This is a genomic window from Thioalkalivibrio sp. AKL12, assembly GCF_000377925.1.
GTDB lineage: Bacteria > Pseudomonadota > Gammaproteobacteria > Ectothiorhodospirales > Ectothiorhodospiraceae > Thioalkalivibrio > Thioalkalivibrio versutus.
In genome coordinates, this window is sequence record NZ_KB898891.1 from 176677 (window position 1) to 192925 (window position 16249).

Sequence of the window (16249 nt, forward strand, 5' to 3'; positions counted from 1 at the left end):
CCTCGTCATAGTTCGGTAATCGGTCATCCCTGCCGATCGCAGTGGTAACCTTCATGGCTGGTCGGAATGCAGACAGTGGTGCGAAAGGAGAGACTCGAACTCTCACGGGTTTTACCCCACTGGGACCTAAACCCAGCGCGTCTACCAGTTCCGCCACTTTCGCAATCTTGCAGAAAACTCTTGTTGCGTTCGCGCGTTGGCCGCGCATTCTAGCGTGTTCCCCACCCACAAACACAAAGAGCCCGTATAGACGGGCCCTTGTGCCGGTGCGGGGACCGGAGAAAATGGTGGGTCGTGTAGGATTCGAACCTACGACCAATTGGTTAAAAGCCAACTGCTCTACCAACTGAGCTAACGACCCTTTTCGGTTTGGCCCGGAGCGAACATCTGAATCGCCCTGGCCGTTGCAAAGTCGAAGGCCCGGGATCGCCGGGCCTCCAGTGCCGCGTAGTTTACGGCGCGACGGGGAAAACGCAAGACGTGCCCCCGTCGCTATGCCATCAGATGGCTTCCAGCTTGCGCATGCCGCCCGGCAGCAGCTTCATGTCCACCAGCGAGGTGATCAGCGCCTTGCCGAAGCTGGCCTCGTCTTCGTAGACCATCTTGTAGTACTGGATCTTCATGGTCAGCGCAGAGCCGAACACGATGAAGGCGAAGGTGAAGAAGCCACCCAGTGCCAGCGCGGAGACCCCCGTCACCGCCTGACCAATGGTGCAGCCAAGCGCCAGGATGCCGCCAACGCCCATCAGGATGCCACCAACGAAGTGATTGGCGAAGTCGCGGAAGGACGAGAACCACTCGAAACGGAAGCTGCGCGACACCAGGGCCCAGAAGAACGAACCCAAGATAACGCCCGCCAGAGCCAACACGCCGAAGTACAGCAGGGTGCGGTCGAAGCCGCTGGACACATAGCCCACGCTCTGCCCCATCGGGTTAATGAAGGTAAACGATTGATTGGCCCAGGGCGCGGACAGCGCCGGACGCTCGCCATCATCCGCATCGGACACGAAATCCCATTCCTGGATGTATTCCTGGGTGCTGTACACGCCACCCATGCCGTCGTCGACCTGGATGTTGCTAGTCAACCACCAGGCACCGATCACGACCAGGCCGATCACCAGACCGCCCAGGATATTGTCAAAGCTGCGACGGAAGTCCGCGGCCTTGAAGATCAGGGCCAGCAGCAGCACGCCGATCACCAGACCCAGCACCAGGCGCGCAGTCAGCGCGTTCTCGCCGGCGATGATGGAACCCAGATCCTGGCCGTTTTCCATCTGGACGGCGACGCTGTCCATCCAGCCGAACAGCAGCTGGAACAGGGTCTGGCCCGTGCCAAAAACCGTCTCGCGGCTGGTCAGCCAGAAGGCAATCACGCCGATGATGATCATGACCATCACGGACTTGAGGTTACCGCCACCGACACGCACCAGCGTCTTGTTACCGCAGCCCGACGCATAGGTCATGCCGATCCCGAACAGGAAACCGCCCAGCACATGGCCCAGCCAGTTGAAGTTGGACCCACGGTAGGGAGGGAACGAGCCCTCGGCACTCAACACACCGAAGAATTCGAGCACCGCCACACCCAGCATGGCCACGGCAATGGCCAGCAACCAGGAGCGCATGCGCCCAGTATCCCCCATGTTTACCCAGTCGGAGACCGCACCCATGGTGCAGAAGTTGGTCTTGTTCGCGACCGCACCCATGATGAAGGCGAGAATGAACGTCCCGCCGAGGAACGCCAATGCGGCGGTTGAAAAGCTGGAGAATTCCATCGCGTATCCTCTCAATGAAAGATTTCAGGGCACGCCTGCACCCATGGGGTGCGCAGCATACATCGGACGCTAGACGAGATCGAGCCCGCTTTCATTCCTCCCCGCGGCATTCCGGGGCCACGGATCAGTCGGGGACATAGCGGGTCGGGTCGGGCACACCGGCGGCCGCGAAGCCCTCGCGGCGGATGCGGCAGCTGTCGCAGCGCCCGCATGCGCGGCCGGCGGCATCGGCCTGGTAGCAGCTGACCGTCTGGCTGTAGTCGACCCCGAGGCGGACCCCGGCCTGGATGATCTCGGCCTTGGACCAGTGCATCAGCGGCGCCCGCACCTCCCAGGGCGTGCCCTCCACCCCGCTGCGGGTCGCCACCCGGGCGAGGTCGCGGAAGGCCTCGATGAAGGCCGGACGACAATCCGGGTAGCCGGAGTAGTCCACCGCATTGGCCCCCACATACAGCAGGCGCGCGTCCAGGGTCTCGGCAAACCCCAGGGCGAGCGCCAGAAACACCGTGTTGCGTGCCGGCACGTAGGTCACGGGGATACCCTCGGTCGGTGCCGTGGGAACGGCGATCGCGGCGTCCGTCAGTGCGGACCCACCAATCGCGCTCAGATCCACCGCCACTACGCGGTGATCGGTCACGCCCTGGGCGGCGGCTACGCGCCGCGCAGCGTCCAGCTCCGTGTGATGGCGTTGACCGTAGTCGATCGACAGGGCGTGACAGTCCAGCCCCTCGGCGCGGGCCATGGCCAGGCAAGTCGCCGAGTCAAGCCCGCCCGAGAGCAGCACCACGGCCTTCTCCGCGCGCTCACTCATCTCAGCGCCCTGGCTGGTCGCCCCAGAGGAGCTTGTGCAGCTGCAGCTGAAAGCGAACCGGGAGGCGTTCCGCGATGATCCAGTCGGCCAGGGCCCTCGGTTCCAGTTCGCCGTACACCGGCGAGAAGAGGACCTCGACCTCCGGGGCCAGCCCCAGACGCTCCAGCTCGGCTCGCGCCCAGTCAAAGTCCTCGCGCCCGGCCAGCACGAACTTCAGCTGGTCGCCGGCCTTCAGCCGGGGGATATTTTCAGGGCGATTGCGAGCGGACTCCTGCGAGGCCGACGCCTTCCAGTCCATCACGATCGCCACCCGCGGATCGACACCCGCGATCGCCATCGCCCCGCTGGTCTCCAGCGAAACGCTGAAACGGGCATCGCACAGGCCCTCCAGCAGCGGCAGGCAGCCCGGCTGCGCGAGCGGCTCGCCACCCGTCACGCAGACATGCCGAACCCCGGCGCGCCCGACCCAGTCAAGGATCGTCGCCAGCATCAGGGCCTCGCCCCCCTCGAAGGCGTATTCGCTGTCACACCAGCGACAGCGCAGCGGGCAACCGGTCAGGCGCACAAAGGCGGTGGGCCAGCCTACCTGCGCCGCCTCCCCCTGCAGGGAGACGAACATCTCGGTGATCCTCAGCCGCACCGCGGCCGGGTCGATCACCCCGGCGCCCCGGGCATCGCGCAGCGTATCCGTGGTCATTGGCTGTCTTCGATCCGCCGCAGGCGCTCACGGGCCAGGCGATCCAGGGTGGTCCCGCCGTAGTCGGCACGCACCGCCTCCAGGGCCTCGCGCGCCGCGTCGAAGTTCTGCAGTTCGTAGTGGGCGTAGCCGATCTTCAGCAGGGCATCCCCACCCTTGTCGCTTTCGGGGAAATCCTCTCGCAGACGCTCGAAATCCTCCAGCGCTGCTTCGAACTCGCCGCTGGCGTATTTCGCCTCGGCCAGCCAGTACCAGGCATTGGCGGTGAAGTTGCCCTCGGGGTAATCCTCGATGAACTGCTCGAGCTTGCGCATGGCCGTGGTGTAATCCCCGGCCATCAGGTCGTCAAACGCCGCCTGATAGGCGGCCTGCTCGTCCGCTTCCGGCAGGTCCAGTTCGACCACTTCCTCCCGCGGAGCGGCATCCGTGGCTAACGCCCCGCTCTCGAACGCGCCCACCCGCTCATCCAGATGACGGAACTGATCGCGCTGGCGGGTGCTGAGACGGTTCATCTCGTGGCGCAGGGTTTCCACCTCGCCACGCAGTTCGCGCAGGTCCCGACTCAGCGATTCCGAGACCTGCAGCAGTTCGTTCATCGCACTGGAATCCAGCACCCGCTCGACCCGCTCGAGGCGGCGTTCGAGCTGGCGGATCTGCGACTGGGTGGCGAACACCGTATCGTCCTGGGCCCCGGCCGTGCCCGGCACCAGGGCCAGCGGGGCCAGGGCAAAGGTTACGGCCAGAATGACGCCAGAAAGAAGGCCCGGACGTCCCGGGCACCGAAACAGAAATGCCCCCGAGGGGGCATTTCCGCAAGACTTGTCGAGCTTTGATTGCATCTGGCTTCCCGTCGCTTAGCGCCGGGATTCGTAGACCAGCTCGACCCGGCGATTCTTGGCCCAGGCCTCCTCGTTCTGCTGGAAGGCCACCGGCATCTCTTCACCATAACTGATGACCTCGAGCTGGTCATCCGAAGCGCCGTTCAGATTCAGCACCCGGCGCACCGACTGCGCCCGGCGTTCGCCCAGAGCCAGGTTGTACTCGCGCGTGCCGCGCTCGTCGGTATGCCCTTCCAGACGCAGGCGCGCACCCGAATTCTGCGAGAGATAGGCGGCATGCGCCTCCAGCATCGGCATGTATTCGGACTTGACCTCGTCGCGGTCGAACTCGAAATACACCAGGCGTTCGGCCAGCGGGCTTTCCGGGTCGTCCAGGGCCGCCGCGTCGAAATCGCGATCTCGACCCAGGCCGCGGGCCTCGGCGGCCTCGCGTTCGGCACGCGCCTGTTCGGCGGCCGCCTCGCGCTCGGCAGCACGTTCGGCATCCTCGGCATCGCGCGTGGGTGTGGCACAGGCCGACAGGGCCGCAATGACGACAGCCGCAAGGGCCAGGCGAAACAGGTTATTCATGGCTTTCGTTTCCTCGAAAAAGGGATAGTAAATAGGTCTGGGGACATCAGTTCAGGGGCGACCAGGCAGGTTCGCGCACCTCGCCTTCGCGGGCGGCCAACCGCTGGTGCACCTGGCCGTCGCGACTGACCGAGCCGAGCACGCCTCGCCCCCCATCCGTCATGGCATACAGGATCATGCTGCCATTGGGTGCAAAGCTTGGCGACTCTGCATCGCGCCCGTCCGTGAGGCGCGTCACACGGCGATCATCCAGATCGAGACGCGCCAGCTGAAATCCGCCATCGCCCCCATGGACGTACACCAATGAGCGACCATCCGGGGAAATCGTGGCCGCCGCCGCGTAGCCGCTCTCGAAGGTAAGACGGCGCGCATTGCCACCGCTGGCCGGCTGGGCATAGATTTGCGGCGCGCCCGCACGATCCGAGGTGAAGTAGATGGTGTCGCCGTCGGGTGACCAGACCGGCTCGGTCTCGATCGCGCTGGAGCGCGTCAGTTGACGCAGATCGCCTGAGGCCAGATCCATCACGTAGATATTCGGCGAGCCGTCGCGCGAAAGGCTCAGCGCCAGCTGGCGGCCGTCCGGGGACCAGGCCGGGGCGCTGTTAATGCCGGTAAAACTCGCGATCCGGTTGCGCTCGCCGGTCTCCACATTCTGACGGAACACCTCGGAGCGGCGATTCTCGAAGGAGACGTAGACCAGCTCACGACCGTCCGGCGACCAGTCCGGCGACATGATCGGATCCCGCGACCGGAACAGGGTGCGCGGATTGGCGCCGTCGGAGTCGGCGACCTCCAGGCGAAACTCGCGCGAGTCGTTGCGGCGCTCGACGCTGACAAACGCGATACGCGCACTGAAGGCACCCGGGTCTCCGGTGATCTGCTCGTAGACGATATCCGACACGCGATGCGCGCCGCGGCGCAGCATGTCCGCCGGCACCGGGATACGCCAGCCGCCCAGGCGTTCCTCGGCCAGCACGTCGAACACGTGGAACTCGACCAGCACGTTGTCGCCGTCGGGGCGCATGGAGCCGACCACCAGGTACTCCAGACCCGCCTCGGCCCAGGGCTGGGCAAGGAAGTCGGCTGGGCCCGAGGGTGCTTGGGGCAAACCGTCGCGTTCGACGTCAAACAGCCCGCTCCGGGTCAGATTCGCGGCCAGGATCTGGTCCACATCCTCGCCCGGACGCCCGTCGCCGTCCCAGGTGAACGGAGCCACGGCCACCGGGATCGCACCCGTCACCCCCTCGGTTACCGTCACTTCCAGTACCGCCTGGGCCTGCGCCGACCAAAGCAGCGCCAACCCCAGCAGCATCGTATGAATCATTCGTTGCATGTGTTTCCTCGTGGACCGGCTTGCGCCGGCCCGGTCAGTCGGGCTCGAAGCGGATGCGCACCCCACCGCGCACGGCATCCGCATCCGGTGGGCGCGGCAGCGACGACAGGCGATCCATGGTCTGACGGACCGAGTCGCAGAAGGCGGGCCCGCCGGAGCAGCTCTCGATGTCGAAATTGATGATACGCCCGGTCTCGTTGACGCGCACGAGAACGATGGCACGATCCGAGGCATCCAGCCCCGATGGCTGGCGCCAGCGTCGCTGCACCACTGACTGCACCTGCGCGCGCCATTCGTTCAGCTCGCGATCCGCCTGTGCCTGGCGTTCCGCGGCCTCGCGCCGGGCCTGCGCCTCGGCCATGCGCTCCTGCTCGCGCTCCATCGCCTCGCGGCGGCGCTGCTCTTCCAGTTCGCGCTCCTGCTCGGCGCGACGCTCGGCCTCTTCCCGTTCGCGGCGTTCGGCCGCCTCGCGCTCGCGGCGCTCCGCCTCTTCCTGCGCCTGACGCTCCGCTTCCTCGCGCTCCCGCCGTTCCGCCGCCTCACGCTCGCGCGCCTCCTCGGCCTCACGCCGGGCCTGTTCCGCAGCCTCGCGCTCCTGGCGGATACGCTCGCGTTCGGCCTCGGCCTCCTCGCGCGCCTGGCGACGCTCCTCCTCGGCCTCGCGGCGGGCCTGTTCGGCATCCTCCAGGGCCTGCTGGCGCGCGCGCTCCTGTTCCTCGCGGCGGCGTTGCTCCTCGGCCTGGCGGCGCTCTTCCTCGCGCCGGGCCTGTTCCTCGGCGCGGCGGCGTTCCTCTTCGGCGCGCAGCTGTTCGGCGACCTGCTCCTGCTCGGCGACTTCGCGCTGGTGTTCGATGCGATCGAAGGTCTCGGCATCCACCGCGACCGCGTCGATCACCTCGATATCCTCCTGCACCGCGATCTCGACAGCGGCACGGGTGGAGGTCGGCGAGACGAGGCTGACATTCAGCAACAACGCCGCAAACAACACGCCATGCAGAAGCAGGACGAGGACCAGGCTCAAGGGATGACGGCGCAGGAGCTCGAACACGGCGGGGCGGCTCAGTCCTGGTTGTCGCGCGGCGGCTCGGTGATCAGCCCGACCCGGCCGCCTCCGGCACGCTGCAGGGCAACCATGGCATCGATCACGCGGCCGTAATCGACATTGCGGTCACCGCGCACGAAGGTCTGGGTACCCGGATTCTCGGCGAGGAACTCGCGCACGATCTCGGTCATCTCCTGCGGCGCCAGCGGCTCGTTCACATAGGGCCCCTGGTTCAGGCTCATGGCGCCGCCGGCATCCACCGTGACCACCAGCGGCTCGGCCGCCTGCGGGTCCTCTTCCATGGCCTCGGCATCGGCCTCCGGGAGGTCGACCTCCACGCCCTGCTGCAGCATGGGCGCGGTGATCATGAAGATGATCAGCAGAACGAGCATCACGTCGATGAACGGCACGACGTTGATCTGCGACATGGGCCGCCGCAGGCGGCGACTGTTGCGACGCGACTCGGCCATGGCTTAGGCCGGCGCCCCGGCGGCACCCTCGGCAGGCTTGCCCGCCCCCTGGCGATTCAGCAGGGCCACGAACTCGTCGCCGAAGTTCTCCAGGCGCGAGGCCACGCGGTCAACATCCCCGGCGAAGCGATTGTAGGCGATCACCGCCGGGATGGCGGCGAACAGGCCAAGCGCGGTCGCGATCAGGGCCTCGGCAATCCCGGGGGCCACCATCGCCAGTGTGGCCTGCTGCACCCCGGACAGCCCCAGGAAGGCATGCATGATGCCCCACACCGTCCCGAACAGGCCGATGTACGGGCTGGTCGAACCGACCGTGGCGAGGAACTGCAGGTAGCGCTCCATCTCGTCGGTCTCGCGCGCGATGGCCACACGCATCGCGCGGTGCGCGGGCTCGCCGGGCGCCATGCCGTGCTGGCGGGCTCGCAGGAATTCCTTGAAGCCCGAGGAGAAGACATGCTCCATGCCGGACATCTCCGACTTGCGCCGCACCCCCTCGTACAGATGCGACAGATCGGCGCCGGACCAGAAGCGCTCCTCGAATTCATCGCTGGCGCGGTGGGCCGCGTTGAGGGAACGCGCCTTGATGATAATCACCAGCCAGGAGAGCACCGAGGCGACCACCAGGATCACCATGACCAGCTGTACGATCAGACTCGCGTCCATGATCAGCTGGTACATTGAAAAGTCGACTGTCACTTGTCCATCTCCCGTTATGCCTTTGTTCCATCCGCCGCACGCAGCGCGTGCGTCACTTCATCGGGGATTGCCACCGGCGCCTGCCGGGCCACGTCCACACAGGCAATGCCGACCTCGCCGGTCACCAGCACCGCCGCGTCACGCTGCACCGCCTGCGCGAATTCGATGCTGGCGCGGCGCAGACGCTGCACCCGGCAGGTCACCGTCAGGGCCTCGTTGAAATGGGCGGGGCGCTGCATCTCCACAGACAGACGCCGCACGGCGAACACAATTCCGTACTCGGCGCGCAGCCGGTCCTGCTCGAAGCCCAGCGCACGCAGCCATTCGGTCCGCGCGCGCTCCATGAATTTCAGATAATTCGCGTGGTAGACCACGCCACCGGCATCGGTGTCCTCGTAATACACCCGCACCGGCCATTCGAAATCCGTCGTCATGGCTGGCGCGCGCCCTCGGCCATCGGCGTCAGCAGGTCACCCTCCTCCGTGCGCGCCAGACCAAACATGGCCAGCGTGCGGCGGGTCGCCTGGCGCCCGCGCGGGGTGCGCTGCAGATAGCCCTGCTGGATCAGGAACGGCTCGACCACATCCTCCAGCGTGCCGCGGTCCTCGTTCATCGCGGTGGCCAGACTCTCGACCCCGACCGGGCCACCATCAAACTTCTCCACCAGCACCTCCAGCAGACGGCGGTCCTGGGCATCCAGCCCCGAGGCATCGATCGCCAGCAGGTCCAGCGCCTGCGCAGCCACATCGAGCGTCACCACGCCGTCGGCCCGCACCTGGGCGAAATCGCGCACCCGCCGCAACAGACGATTGGCCAGACGCGGCGTGCCGCGCCCGCGACGCGCGATCTCGGTCGCGCCCTCGGCCTCGACCCCCACGCCCAGCAAGCCGGCGGCGCGATTCACGATATGCGCGAGATCGGGGACAGTGTAATGATCGAGGCGCTGGACGATACCGAACCGGTCACGTAACGGGGCCGAGAGCAGCCCGGCGCGGGTGGTGGCCCCCACCAGCGTGAACGGCGGCAGGTCCACCTTGATCGAACGCGCGGCCGGACCCTCGCCGATCACGATATCCAGCTGGCCATCCTCCAGGGCGGGATACAGGATCTCTTCCACCACCGTCGGCAGGCGGTGGATTTCGTCAACGAACAGGACATCGCGCGGCTCCAGCGCGGTGAGGATCGCCGCCAGGTCGCCGGCGCGCTCCAGCACCGGGCCGGAGGTCTGACGCAGGCCCACCCCCAGTTCGTTGGCAATGATATGCGCGAGGGTCGTCTTGCCCAGCCCGGGCGGGCCGGCGACCAGCGTATGGTCCAGGGCCTCGTCACGCCCGCGGGCGGCCTCGATGAACAGCCCCAGCTGCTCGACCACGCGCGGCTGACCGGTGTAGTCCGCGAGCCGTTTCGGGCGCAGGCTGACCTCCGCCCGCTCTTCCTCGGACCGACTCTGCATATCCACCAGACGTGATTCCATAGCCTCGCAGTATGCATCGCCACCGGCGCCGTTTACAGGGCCTTCTGCCGGGTTTTCGGACCGGGGTCCGGGCGCGGGTCCGCGTGGGTCAGGCGCCGGCGGGCAAGTCGCGGGCGTAGACCAGGAACACGCCATGCCCGCCGGCCTCGAACTCCAGCCAGATCATTGGCAGGTCCGGGAAGGCCGCCTCCACCGCGGCCTGGCTGTTGCCGACCTCCACGATCAGCGCGCCGTCCCCGGTCAGGTGCTCGCGGGCCCCGTCCAGGATGCGGCGCACGATATCCAGCCCGTCGCCCCCGGCAGCCAGTCCCAATGCCGGCTCGTGGCGGTACTCCTCCGGCAAGGCCGCCATATCCTCGGCATCCACGTACGGCGGATTGGACACGATCAGGTCATAGCGGTCACCGGCTTGCAGCCCATCGAACACGTCGGACTGCAATGCGCGGACTTGTTCGCCCATCTGGTGGCGCTCGATGTTGATCCGAGCCACCGCCAGCGCATCCGGCGAGACATCCGCCAGGTCCACCTGCGCCTGCGGCAGGGCCAGCGCCATCGCGATACCGATGCAGCCACCCCCGGTGCAAAGATCCAGGGCCCGAGTCACCCCATCGGGATCCAGCCACGGCTCGAAGCCCGCGGCGATCAACTCCGCCAGGGGCGAGCGCGGCACCAGCACGCGCTCGTCGACATAGAACGGCAACCCGGCAAACCAGGCCTCGCGGGTCAGGTACGCCGCCGGCTTGCGGGTGGCGATGCGCTCGCGCAACACCGCCACGACTCGCGTGCGCTCGGCCTCGCTCAGGCGCGAATCCCACCACGACTCGGGTAGATCCAGCGGCAGGTGCAGGGTGTGCAGCACCAGCCAGGCCGCCTCGTCAAAGGCGTTGTCGGTGCCATGGCCGAAGGTCAGCCCGGCGCCGCGAAACTGGCTGGCGCCGAAGCGAATGAAGTCGCGCAAGGTGCGCAATCCGGTGGTTGAATCCATGCCCGGTCTTTCCGTTGCGTGCGGGGGCGGTCATCATACCGCCTCGATGTCACTGTGTACGCCCGAACGAGATCCCGCATGAGCAAGATCGACCCCTGGCTGGCGCGCCTATCGCACCTGCTGCCACAGCACGCCCTGTCGCGCGTGGTGCATCGTCTGGCGCGCATCGAGTCGCCGCAGCTGCAACCGCTGCTGCGCGCCTTCGTGCGCCGCTTCGGCCTGAACATGGACGAGGCCGCGGAACCGGACCTGACCACCTACCCCAGCTTCAACGCGCTGTTCACCCGCGCCCTGCGCGAGGACGCACGGCCATTGGAGGGGGACGCGAATACCCTGGTCAGCCCGGCCGATTCCCGGGTCAGCGCCGCCGGGCGCATCGAGGGCGGACAGATCTTCCAGGCCAAGGGGCATCACTACACGGTCCGGGAACTGCTGGGCGGGGAGGACGAGCTCGCGGAGGCCTTCCGCCACGGGCACTTCGTGACCCTGTACCTGTCGCCGCGTCACTACCACCGACTGCACATGCCGCTGACCGGCACCCTGACCCACATGATCCATGTGCCCGGACGGCTGTTCTCGGTCGCCCCGCGCATCGTGCGTCACGTGCCGCGGCTGTACGCCCGCAACGAACGCGTGGTGACCTGCTTCGACACCCCGGTGGGGCCGATGGCCATGGCCCTGATCGGCGCCCAGAACGTCGGTTCCATCGAGACCGTCTGGGCCGGCGAGGTCACCCCGCCCCATGGTCACGAGATCAGTGTGAGCGAGTATCCCGACCGCGAGATCACACTGGAGCGCGGGATGGAGATGGGACGCTTCAACCTGGGATCGTCAGTCGTGCTGCTACTGCCCTATCACCCGCTAAAACTCGCGGAACACCTCACGCCCGAGACCGAAGTCCAGGTCCGCTCGGCGCTCGGCCAGTTCTACTGAGTTTTCAGTACGAAGCACACACAGACAGGAAGAAGTTCAAGGGCGATTCACAGGAAGACGGGAAAGTCAGAAGAGTTCTCGAGCGCTCACGCCCAGCCCCAGTGCCTGGCACGACGCTGTCGTCCGCAGTTCTCCCCAATGCCCTCGTAGCAAAAACGCCCCGTCTTCCCGCCGACCTGTAAAGGCTTTTCGCTTTGGACCTGGCCCTTCTTCCTGTCTTCGTGCGCGTGGTGGTGAACAAGGCACTTCAGGCCTGGGCGTGGGCCCCGGCCTGCTGATTGAAGTAGGCGGCCTTCCAGCTTTCGTAGTCGGCGACGAGCCGCTCGACATCGGCGGCATCGAACGCGCGCAGCCCGCTCAGCACCAGGTGCTTGCTGCCGTCGGCAACCACCGACTGGTCGATGACCAGTTCGTAGTCCAGACGAATCTCTCCGCGCTTGCCATTGACCGTCATCACTGCATCCTTCAGACGGGGCTCCGGCACCCCTGCGCTGGCTGCCAGCGGCTCGGGCAGATGAAAACCCATGCGCTCGTACATCACCAGCGGCCGCTTGGGGTTCACCATCACGCCGTGCTCCTCCATCAGCGGCACCAGCACGTGCGGGAAGTTCTGCCCGGAAAAGCCGACATAGCTGCGGATCAGGGATCCGATCGCACTAGGCTCGTCGATCACCGCCCCCGAACGCTCGACCTCGATTACGCTCTTGCCACTCTCGTCGGTAATGGCAAAGGCCGCGCCCGGGTTTTCCGGAAAGACCAGGGGCACATTGCCTCCCACCATGCCGGTGAAACGGAAAAGCATGTCCGCGCTCGCGCCGTAGGTGTCCAGCACCAGGGCAAACAGTAGATCCCCCGGGACGCAGAAGCGCCGGTTGTCGGCATCGTGGATCGGATTGAAGTCGCCCGCGAGGGTCTTGGCGAAGTCGCTGCCCTGCTCCGGGGTTACGACCAGCTGACCGTCGCGAAGGCGGTAGAAATCCTCAAGGAAGCGGGTATCGGTCACGCGGTCTCCCCGAACGCATCATTTGGTGTGGTTTTTCGCACCACTATAGCCCGAAATGCCCCTCGATGGCCTTGATAAAGGCATCGCCGTAGCGTTCCAGCTTGTGCTGCCCGACCCCGGAGATCCCGGCCATCTCGTCATGGGTGCGCGGCGCGGCCGCCACCATCTCCAGCAATGTGGCATCGCTGAAGATCACGTAGGGCGGCACCCCCTGATCCCGCGCCAGCTCGGTACGCAGGCCCCTCAGCGCCTCCCAGAGGGAGCGATCCTCGGTGTCCATCGCCGCGACTGTACGGGCCGTATCACGCCGTGCCGGGCTGGCGGTACGTGCCCCCTTCTCCGGACGGGCCGCCTCCTCGCGCAGGTGAATCCCCTCCTCTCCGCGCAGAACCGGGCGACAGGCCGGATCCAGCTTCAGTCCGCCGTAGCCCTCGTCATCCAGGCGCAGCAGCCCACGCGCCAGCAACTGCCGGACCACGCCGCGCCACTGCGCCTTGTCGAGTTCCTTGCCAATGCCGAAGGTGCTCAGACGATCGTGCCCCAGACGGGTCAGGCGCTCACTGGCCGAGCCGCGCAGCACGTCGATCACATGCCCGGCGCCGAAGCGCTCGCCGGTTCGATAGATGCAGGACAGGAGCTTTTGCACCGGCACGCTGGCATCCCAGGTCGCCGGCGGCTCCAGACAGTTGTCGCAGGCCCCGCAGGGTTCCGGCATGTGCTCGTCGAAATATCCCAGCAGGGCCTGGCGGCGGCAGCTGGTGATCTCGCAGAAGCCCAGCATGGCCTCCAGCTTTTGCTGTTCGACGCGCTGACGCTCGGCCCCGGCCTGCGACCCCTCCAGCATCTGGCGCAGGGTCACGACATCCTGCAACCCAAAGACCATCCAGGCATTGGCCGGCAGGCCATCGCGGCCGGCGCGGCCGGTCTCCTGATAGTAGCCCTCCAGACTCTTCGGCAGGTTCAGGTGGGCGACAAAGCGCACATTCGGCTTGTCGATGCCCATGCCGAAGGCGATGGTGGCGACCATCACCACCCCCTCCTCGCGCAGGAAGCGGGTCTGGTTCGCCGCGCGGGTCGCGGCCGGCAGGCCGGCGTGATACGGCAGGGCGGTGACACCCTGCTCCGCCAGCCATTCGGCCACGGCATCCACCTTCTTGCGTGACAGGCAATACACGATCCCCGCCTCCCCGGCGTGTTCCGCGCGGATGAAGCGCAGCAGCCGATCACGTGCCGAGCCGCCCCGGCCGCCGTCTGCCTGGGCGATGCGGTAGCGGATATTGGGGCGGTCGAAGGAACTGACGAAGGCGCGCGCCTGATCGAGGCACAGCCGTTCGCGGATCTCCTGGCGGGTCGGGCCGTCGGCGGTCGCGGTCAGGGCCAGGCGCGGCACCTGTGGAAAACGCTCGGCCAGCACCGCCAGTTGACTGTATTCGGGGCGGAAGTCATGCCCCCACTGCGAGACGCAGTGCGCCTCGTCAATCGCGAACAAGGCGAGGTCGATGCCTTCCAGGCGTTCCAGCATGCCCGAGGCAAACAGCCGCTCTGGCGACATGTACAGGAGATCCAGTTCGCCGGCGTGCAGGGCCGCCAGCACGGAACGCGCCTCGTCCGCCTTCTGGCCGGAGTCGAGACTGGCCGCGGCCACGCCGTTCTGGCGCAGGGCGGCGACCTGATCCTGCATCAGCGCGATCAGGGGTGAGATCACGATGCCGCAGCCGGATCGAGCCAGCGCCGGGATCTGGTAGCAGAGCGACTTGCCGCCGCCGGTGGGCATCAGCACCACCGCATCGCCACCACCGGTCACGTGCTCGACGATCGCCTGCTGCTGGCCGCGAAATTCCGTATAGCCGAAGGTCTCGCGCAGGATCTCCAGTAGCGCCGCCGCCGGAGCGCTTCCCTGCGCTTCTCCAGCTGCAAGACCCGAGGGTTCCAATGGATACACTCCAAACAAGATGACAGGCGGGCAAGACTGCCGAATGCCCGGCACCGCTGCAAGCGACAGGCGTCGGAATCACCCTGCGCCGCCCGCAACCGACACTTTCAAGAAGGCGCTGATTCGGTTTTTTGCGCCTTTCCGCGATAACACCCGCCACGCTAGACTGCCAACCCAGCCCCTCTTCTCCGGAGTTCCAATGCCGACCCCCGTCCGCCTCCTGCCCGTTGTCTGTCTCGCGCTATTGACGCTCGCCGCCTGCTCCGAGGCTCCGGATTCGGACACCGGCGACGCGGCCGCGCAGGCACCCGCCAGCGAGTCGAACGCGGCCTCGGGCTCCACGGCGCAGCTCGACTACAGCCTGCCGCCGGAGGGTTTCGCCGCCGACCCCGAGGCCGGCCGCTCGCTGTTCCGGGCCAACTGCATGCAGTGCCACGGGGAGGATGCCCGCGGTACCGACCAGGGTCCACCGCTGATCCACCGGATCTACGAACCCTCGCACCACCCGGATATCACCTTCCATCGTGCCGTGGCCCTGGGCGTGCACCAGCACCACTGGGAATTTGGCGAGATGCCTCCGGTAGCCGGCGTGTCCGGCGAGGACACCGCCCACATCATCGCGTGGATCCGCCAGGAGCAGCGCGCCGTCGGCATCGACTGATCTCGATGCCCCCCAACGGCAAGGCCGCAATCCGCCAGGTCGTTCACGGTTACCTCGACGCCTGGCTGCGTGAGCGCGACCTCGCACGCGTACTCGGGTGGCACGCACCACAGGTCAGTGGCTTCGGAACCGGAGGCGACGAAGCGGCCTTCACACCCGAGGACGTGGAGCGCGTCGTCGGACGCGACATCGAACAGGTCCCGGAACCCTTCGACTACGAGATACACCGCGAAGACGTCCGCCTCGTCACGGATGAGGTCGCCCTGGTGATGCTGGTATTCGACATGCTGCTCGACACCCGCGGACAACGGGTGCGACTGAACGGGCTGCGGGCCAGCCTCTTGCTGCACCGGACCGGCGACGGCTGGCGCCTGGAACACCTGCACGGTTCCTTCCCTGCCAGCGTCCACGATGCCGACGAGCCGTACCCGGTCAAGGAGCTGGAGGAACGCGCGCATGTGCTCGAACGCCTGGTCCAGGAGCGAACACACTCCCTGGAGGCGGCCCAGAGACGCCTGGAACGTCTCGCCACCACCGACCCGCTGACGGGCCTGCACAACCGCATGAAGGCGAGCGAGATGCTGGCCGACGAAATCCGGCGGGCCGAACGTCACGGGGGCCTGCTTGGCGCGATCATGATGGATCTGGACCACTTCAAGCCGATCAACGACACCCTGGGGCACGGTCGCGGCGATGCCGTACTCACCGAGGTCGGTCGCCTGATCGCCGCCCGCATCCGCGAAACCGACCGGGCCGCCCGCTGGGGTGGCGAGGAATTCCTCATCCTGTGCCCGCAGGGCGATGTCGTGGCCACGAGCCAACTGGCCGAGGATCTGCGCCGCACCCTTGAGGCCACCGACTTCGAGACCGGGCACGCGCTGACCGCCAGCTTCGGCGTGGCCCAGCTGAACCCGGGCGAGAGCGCGGAGGCCCTGGTCGATCGCGCCGACCGCGCCCTGTACGCTGCCAAGAATGCCGGGCGCAACCAGGTACAGGGCACGTGAACTCGATCCGGCGTCTGCGGGTCGAC

The 16249-nt window shown here is 66.9% G+C and carries 17 protein-coding genes and 2 tRNA genes; 3 read left to right on the plus strand and 16 right to left on the minus strand.

All coding sequences use genetic code 11. The annotated features are described in order from the left end of the window. Window positions 1-76 precede the first annotated feature (76 nt). The 14 genes from D579_RS0103315 to prmB all read right to left on the minus strand — a co-directional run bounded on the left by D579_RS0103315 (window position 77) and on the right by prmB (window position 10689). Window positions 77-163 (minus strand) — tRNA-Leu (locus tag D579_RS0103315). Between the two features lie 122 nt (window positions 164-285). Then, a tRNA-Lys gene (locus tag D579_RS0103320) sits at window positions 286-361 on the minus strand. Between the two features lie 139 nt (window positions 362-500). Then, window positions 501-1772 (minus strand): YeeE/YedE family protein, encoded by a 1272-nt coding sequence (locus D579_RS0103325; protein ID WP_018951112.1) that lies wholly within the window; start codon window positions 1770-1772, stop codon window positions 501-503. Between the two features lie 124 nt (window positions 1773-1896). Continuing rightward, window positions 1897-2583, minus strand: a complete 687-nt coding sequence (queC, locus tag D579_RS0103330; protein WP_018951113.1) for a 7-cyano-7-deazaguanine synthase QueC — start codon at window positions 2581-2583, stop codon at window positions 1897-1899. A gap of 1 nt (window position 2584) precedes the next feature. Continuing rightward, window positions 2585-3280 (minus strand): 7-carboxy-7-deazaguanine synthase QueE, encoded by a 696-nt coding sequence (gene queE, locus D579_RS0103335; RefSeq protein ID WP_018951114.1) that lies wholly within the window; start codon window positions 3278-3280, stop codon window positions 2585-2587. Then, a complete protein-coding gene (gene ybgF, locus D579_RS0103340) occupies window positions 3277-4119 on the minus strand; it encodes a tol-pal system protein YbgF (protein WP_018951115.1) in 843 nt (280 codons plus the stop codon). Before ybgF ends, queE begins: the two co-directional genes overlap by 4 nt. A 15-nt stretch (window positions 4120-4134) precedes the next feature. Continuing rightward, complete coding sequence (pal, locus tag D579_RS0103345; RefSeq protein ID WP_018168451.1) at window positions 4135-4689, minus strand: peptidoglycan-associated lipoprotein Pal; 555 nt, start codon at window positions 4687-4689, stop codon at window positions 4135-4137. Between the two features lie 46 nt (window positions 4690-4735). Continuing rightward, on the minus strand, window positions 4736-6022 hold the full coding sequence (tolB, locus tag D579_RS0103350; RefSeq protein ID WP_026289433.1) for a Tol-Pal system beta propeller repeat protein TolB: 1287 nt from the start codon (window positions 6020-6022) through the stop codon (window positions 4736-4738). A 34-nt stretch (window positions 6023-6056) separates the two neighbouring features. Then, window positions 6057-7070: a cell envelope integrity protein TolA gene (tolA, locus tag D579_RS0103355; protein WP_018951117.1), complete on the minus strand. Its 1014-nt coding sequence runs from the start codon at window positions 7068-7070 to the stop codon at window positions 6057-6059. Between the two features lie 11 nt (window positions 7071-7081). Next, window positions 7082-7534 carry a protein TolR gene (gene tolR, locus D579_RS0103360; protein WP_018143960.1) on the minus strand — a complete coding sequence of 151 codons (453 nt, stop codon included), beginning with the start codon at window positions 7532-7534 and terminating at the stop codon, window positions 7082-7084. A 3-nt stretch (window positions 7535-7537) separates the two neighbouring features. After that, window positions 7538-8212 (minus strand): protein TolQ, encoded by a 675-nt coding sequence (tolQ, locus tag D579_RS0103365; protein ID WP_018168448.1) that lies wholly within the window; start codon window positions 8210-8212, stop codon window positions 7538-7540. 32 nt (window positions 8213-8244) lie between these two features. Next, a complete protein-coding gene (ybgC, locus tag D579_RS0103370; RefSeq protein WP_018143962.1) occupies window positions 8245-8664 on the minus strand; it encodes a tol-pal system-associated acyl-CoA thioesterase in 420 nt (139 codons plus the stop codon). Then, on the minus strand, window positions 8661-9704 hold the full coding sequence (gene ruvB, locus D579_RS0103375) for a Holliday junction branch migration DNA helicase RuvB (RefSeq protein WP_038038349.1): 1044 nt from the start codon (window positions 9702-9704) through the stop codon (window positions 8661-8663). The genes ybgC and ruvB overlap by 4 nt, the downstream gene beginning before the upstream one ends. 88 nt (window positions 9705-9792) lie before the next feature. Then, a complete protein-coding gene (prmB, locus tag D579_RS0103380) occupies window positions 9793-10689 on the minus strand; it encodes a 50S ribosomal protein L3 N(5)-glutamine methyltransferase (RefSeq protein ID WP_018951118.1) in 897 nt (298 codons plus the stop codon). Window positions 10690-10767: 78 nt separating this feature from the next. Here prmB and asd point away from each other — a divergent pair, with 78 nt between their 5' ends. Beyond that, complete coding sequence (gene asd / locus D579_RS0103385; protein WP_018951119.1) at window positions 10768-11622, plus strand: archaetidylserine decarboxylase; 855 nt, start codon at window positions 10768-10770, stop codon at window positions 11620-11622. Window positions 11623-11869: 247 nt separating this feature from the next. On the opposite strand, the gene D579_RS0103390 is transcribed toward asd, so the two are convergent. Together D579_RS0103390 and recQ are read right to left on the minus strand one after the other, a co-directional pair. Continuing rightward, the gene (locus tag D579_RS0103390; RefSeq protein ID WP_018951120.1) at window positions 11870-12625 is read right to left on the minus strand and encodes a DUF3581 family protein; all 756 of its coding nucleotides are present in this window, start codon (window positions 12623-12625) and stop codon (window positions 11870-11872) included. 43 nt (window positions 12626-12668) lie between these two features. Next, entirely contained in the window at window positions 12669-14558 is a 1890-nt protein-coding gene (gene recQ / locus D579_RS0103395) for a DNA helicase RecQ (RefSeq protein WP_018951121.1), read from the minus strand. A 199-nt stretch (window positions 14559-14757) separates the two neighbouring features. On the opposite strand from recQ, the gene D579_RS0103400 reads away from it, so the two are divergent. Both D579_RS0103400 and D579_RS0103405 read left to right on the plus strand, forming a co-directional pair. Beyond that, window positions 14758-15219 (plus strand): c-type cytochrome, encoded by a 462-nt coding sequence (locus tag D579_RS0103400; RefSeq protein WP_018951122.1) that lies wholly within the window; start codon window positions 14758-14760, stop codon window positions 15217-15219. A 5-nt stretch (window positions 15220-15224) separates the two neighbouring features. Next, window positions 15225-16223 carry a diguanylate cyclase gene (locus tag D579_RS0103405; protein WP_018951123.1) on the plus strand — a complete coding sequence of 333 codons (999 nt, stop codon included), beginning with the start codon at window positions 15225-15227 and terminating at the stop codon, window positions 16221-16223. Window positions 16224-16249 lie beyond the last annotated feature (26 nt).

Excerpts from the sequence above, each read along its gene's own strand:
- D579_RS0103325 (WP_018951112.1), bottom strand. The coding sequence starts at position 1,772 with ATGGAATTCTCCAGCTTTTCAACCGCCGCATTGGCGTTCCTCGGCGGG.
- queC (WP_018951113.1), bottom strand. The coding sequence starts at position 2,583 with ATGAGTGAGCGCGCGGAGAAGGCCGTGGTGCTGCTCTCGGGCGGGCTT.
- queE (WP_018951114.1), bottom strand. The coding sequence starts at position 3,280 with ATGACCACGGATACGCTGCGCGATGCCCGGGGCGCCGGGGTGATCGAC.
- ybgF (WP_018951115.1), bottom strand. The coding sequence starts at position 4,119 with ATGCAATCAAAGCTCGACAAGTCTTGCGGAAATGCCCCCTCGGGGGCA.
- pal (WP_018168451.1), bottom strand. The coding sequence starts at position 4,689 with ATGAATAACCTGTTTCGCCTGGCCCTTGCGGCTGTCGTCATTGCGGCC.
- tolB (WP_026289433.1), bottom strand. The coding sequence starts at position 6,022 with ATGCAACGAATGATTCATACGATGCTGCTGGGGTTGGCGCTGCTTTGG.
- tolR (WP_018143960.1), bottom strand. The coding sequence starts at position 7,534 with ATGGCCGAGTCGCGTCGCAACAGTCGCCGCCTGCGGCGGCCCATGTCG.
- tolQ (WP_018168448.1), bottom strand. The coding sequence starts at position 8,212 with ATGTACCAGCTGATCATGGACGCGAGTCTGATCGTACAGCTGGTCATG.
- ybgC (WP_018143962.1), bottom strand. The coding sequence starts at position 8,664 with ATGACGACGGATTTCGAATGGCCGGTGCGGGTGTATTACGAGGACACC.
- ruvB (WP_038038349.1), bottom strand. The coding sequence starts at position 9,704 with ATGGAATCACGTCTGGTGGATATGCAGAGTCGGTCCGAGGAAGAGCGG.
- prmB (WP_018951118.1), bottom strand. The coding sequence starts at position 10,689 with ATGGATTCAACCACCGGATTGCGCACCTTGCGCGACTTCATTCGCTTC.
- asd (WP_018951119.1), top strand. The coding sequence starts at position 10,768 with ATGAGCAAGATCGACCCCTGGCTGGCGCGCCTATCGCACCTGCTGCCA.
- D579_RS0103400 (WP_018951122.1), top strand. The coding sequence starts at position 14,758 with ATGCCGACCCCCGTCCGCCTCCTGCCCGTTGTCTGTCTCGCGCTATTG.
- D579_RS0103405 (WP_018951123.1), top strand. The coding sequence starts at position 15,225 with ATGCCCCCCAACGGCAAGGCCGCAATCCGCCAGGTCGTTCACGGTTAC.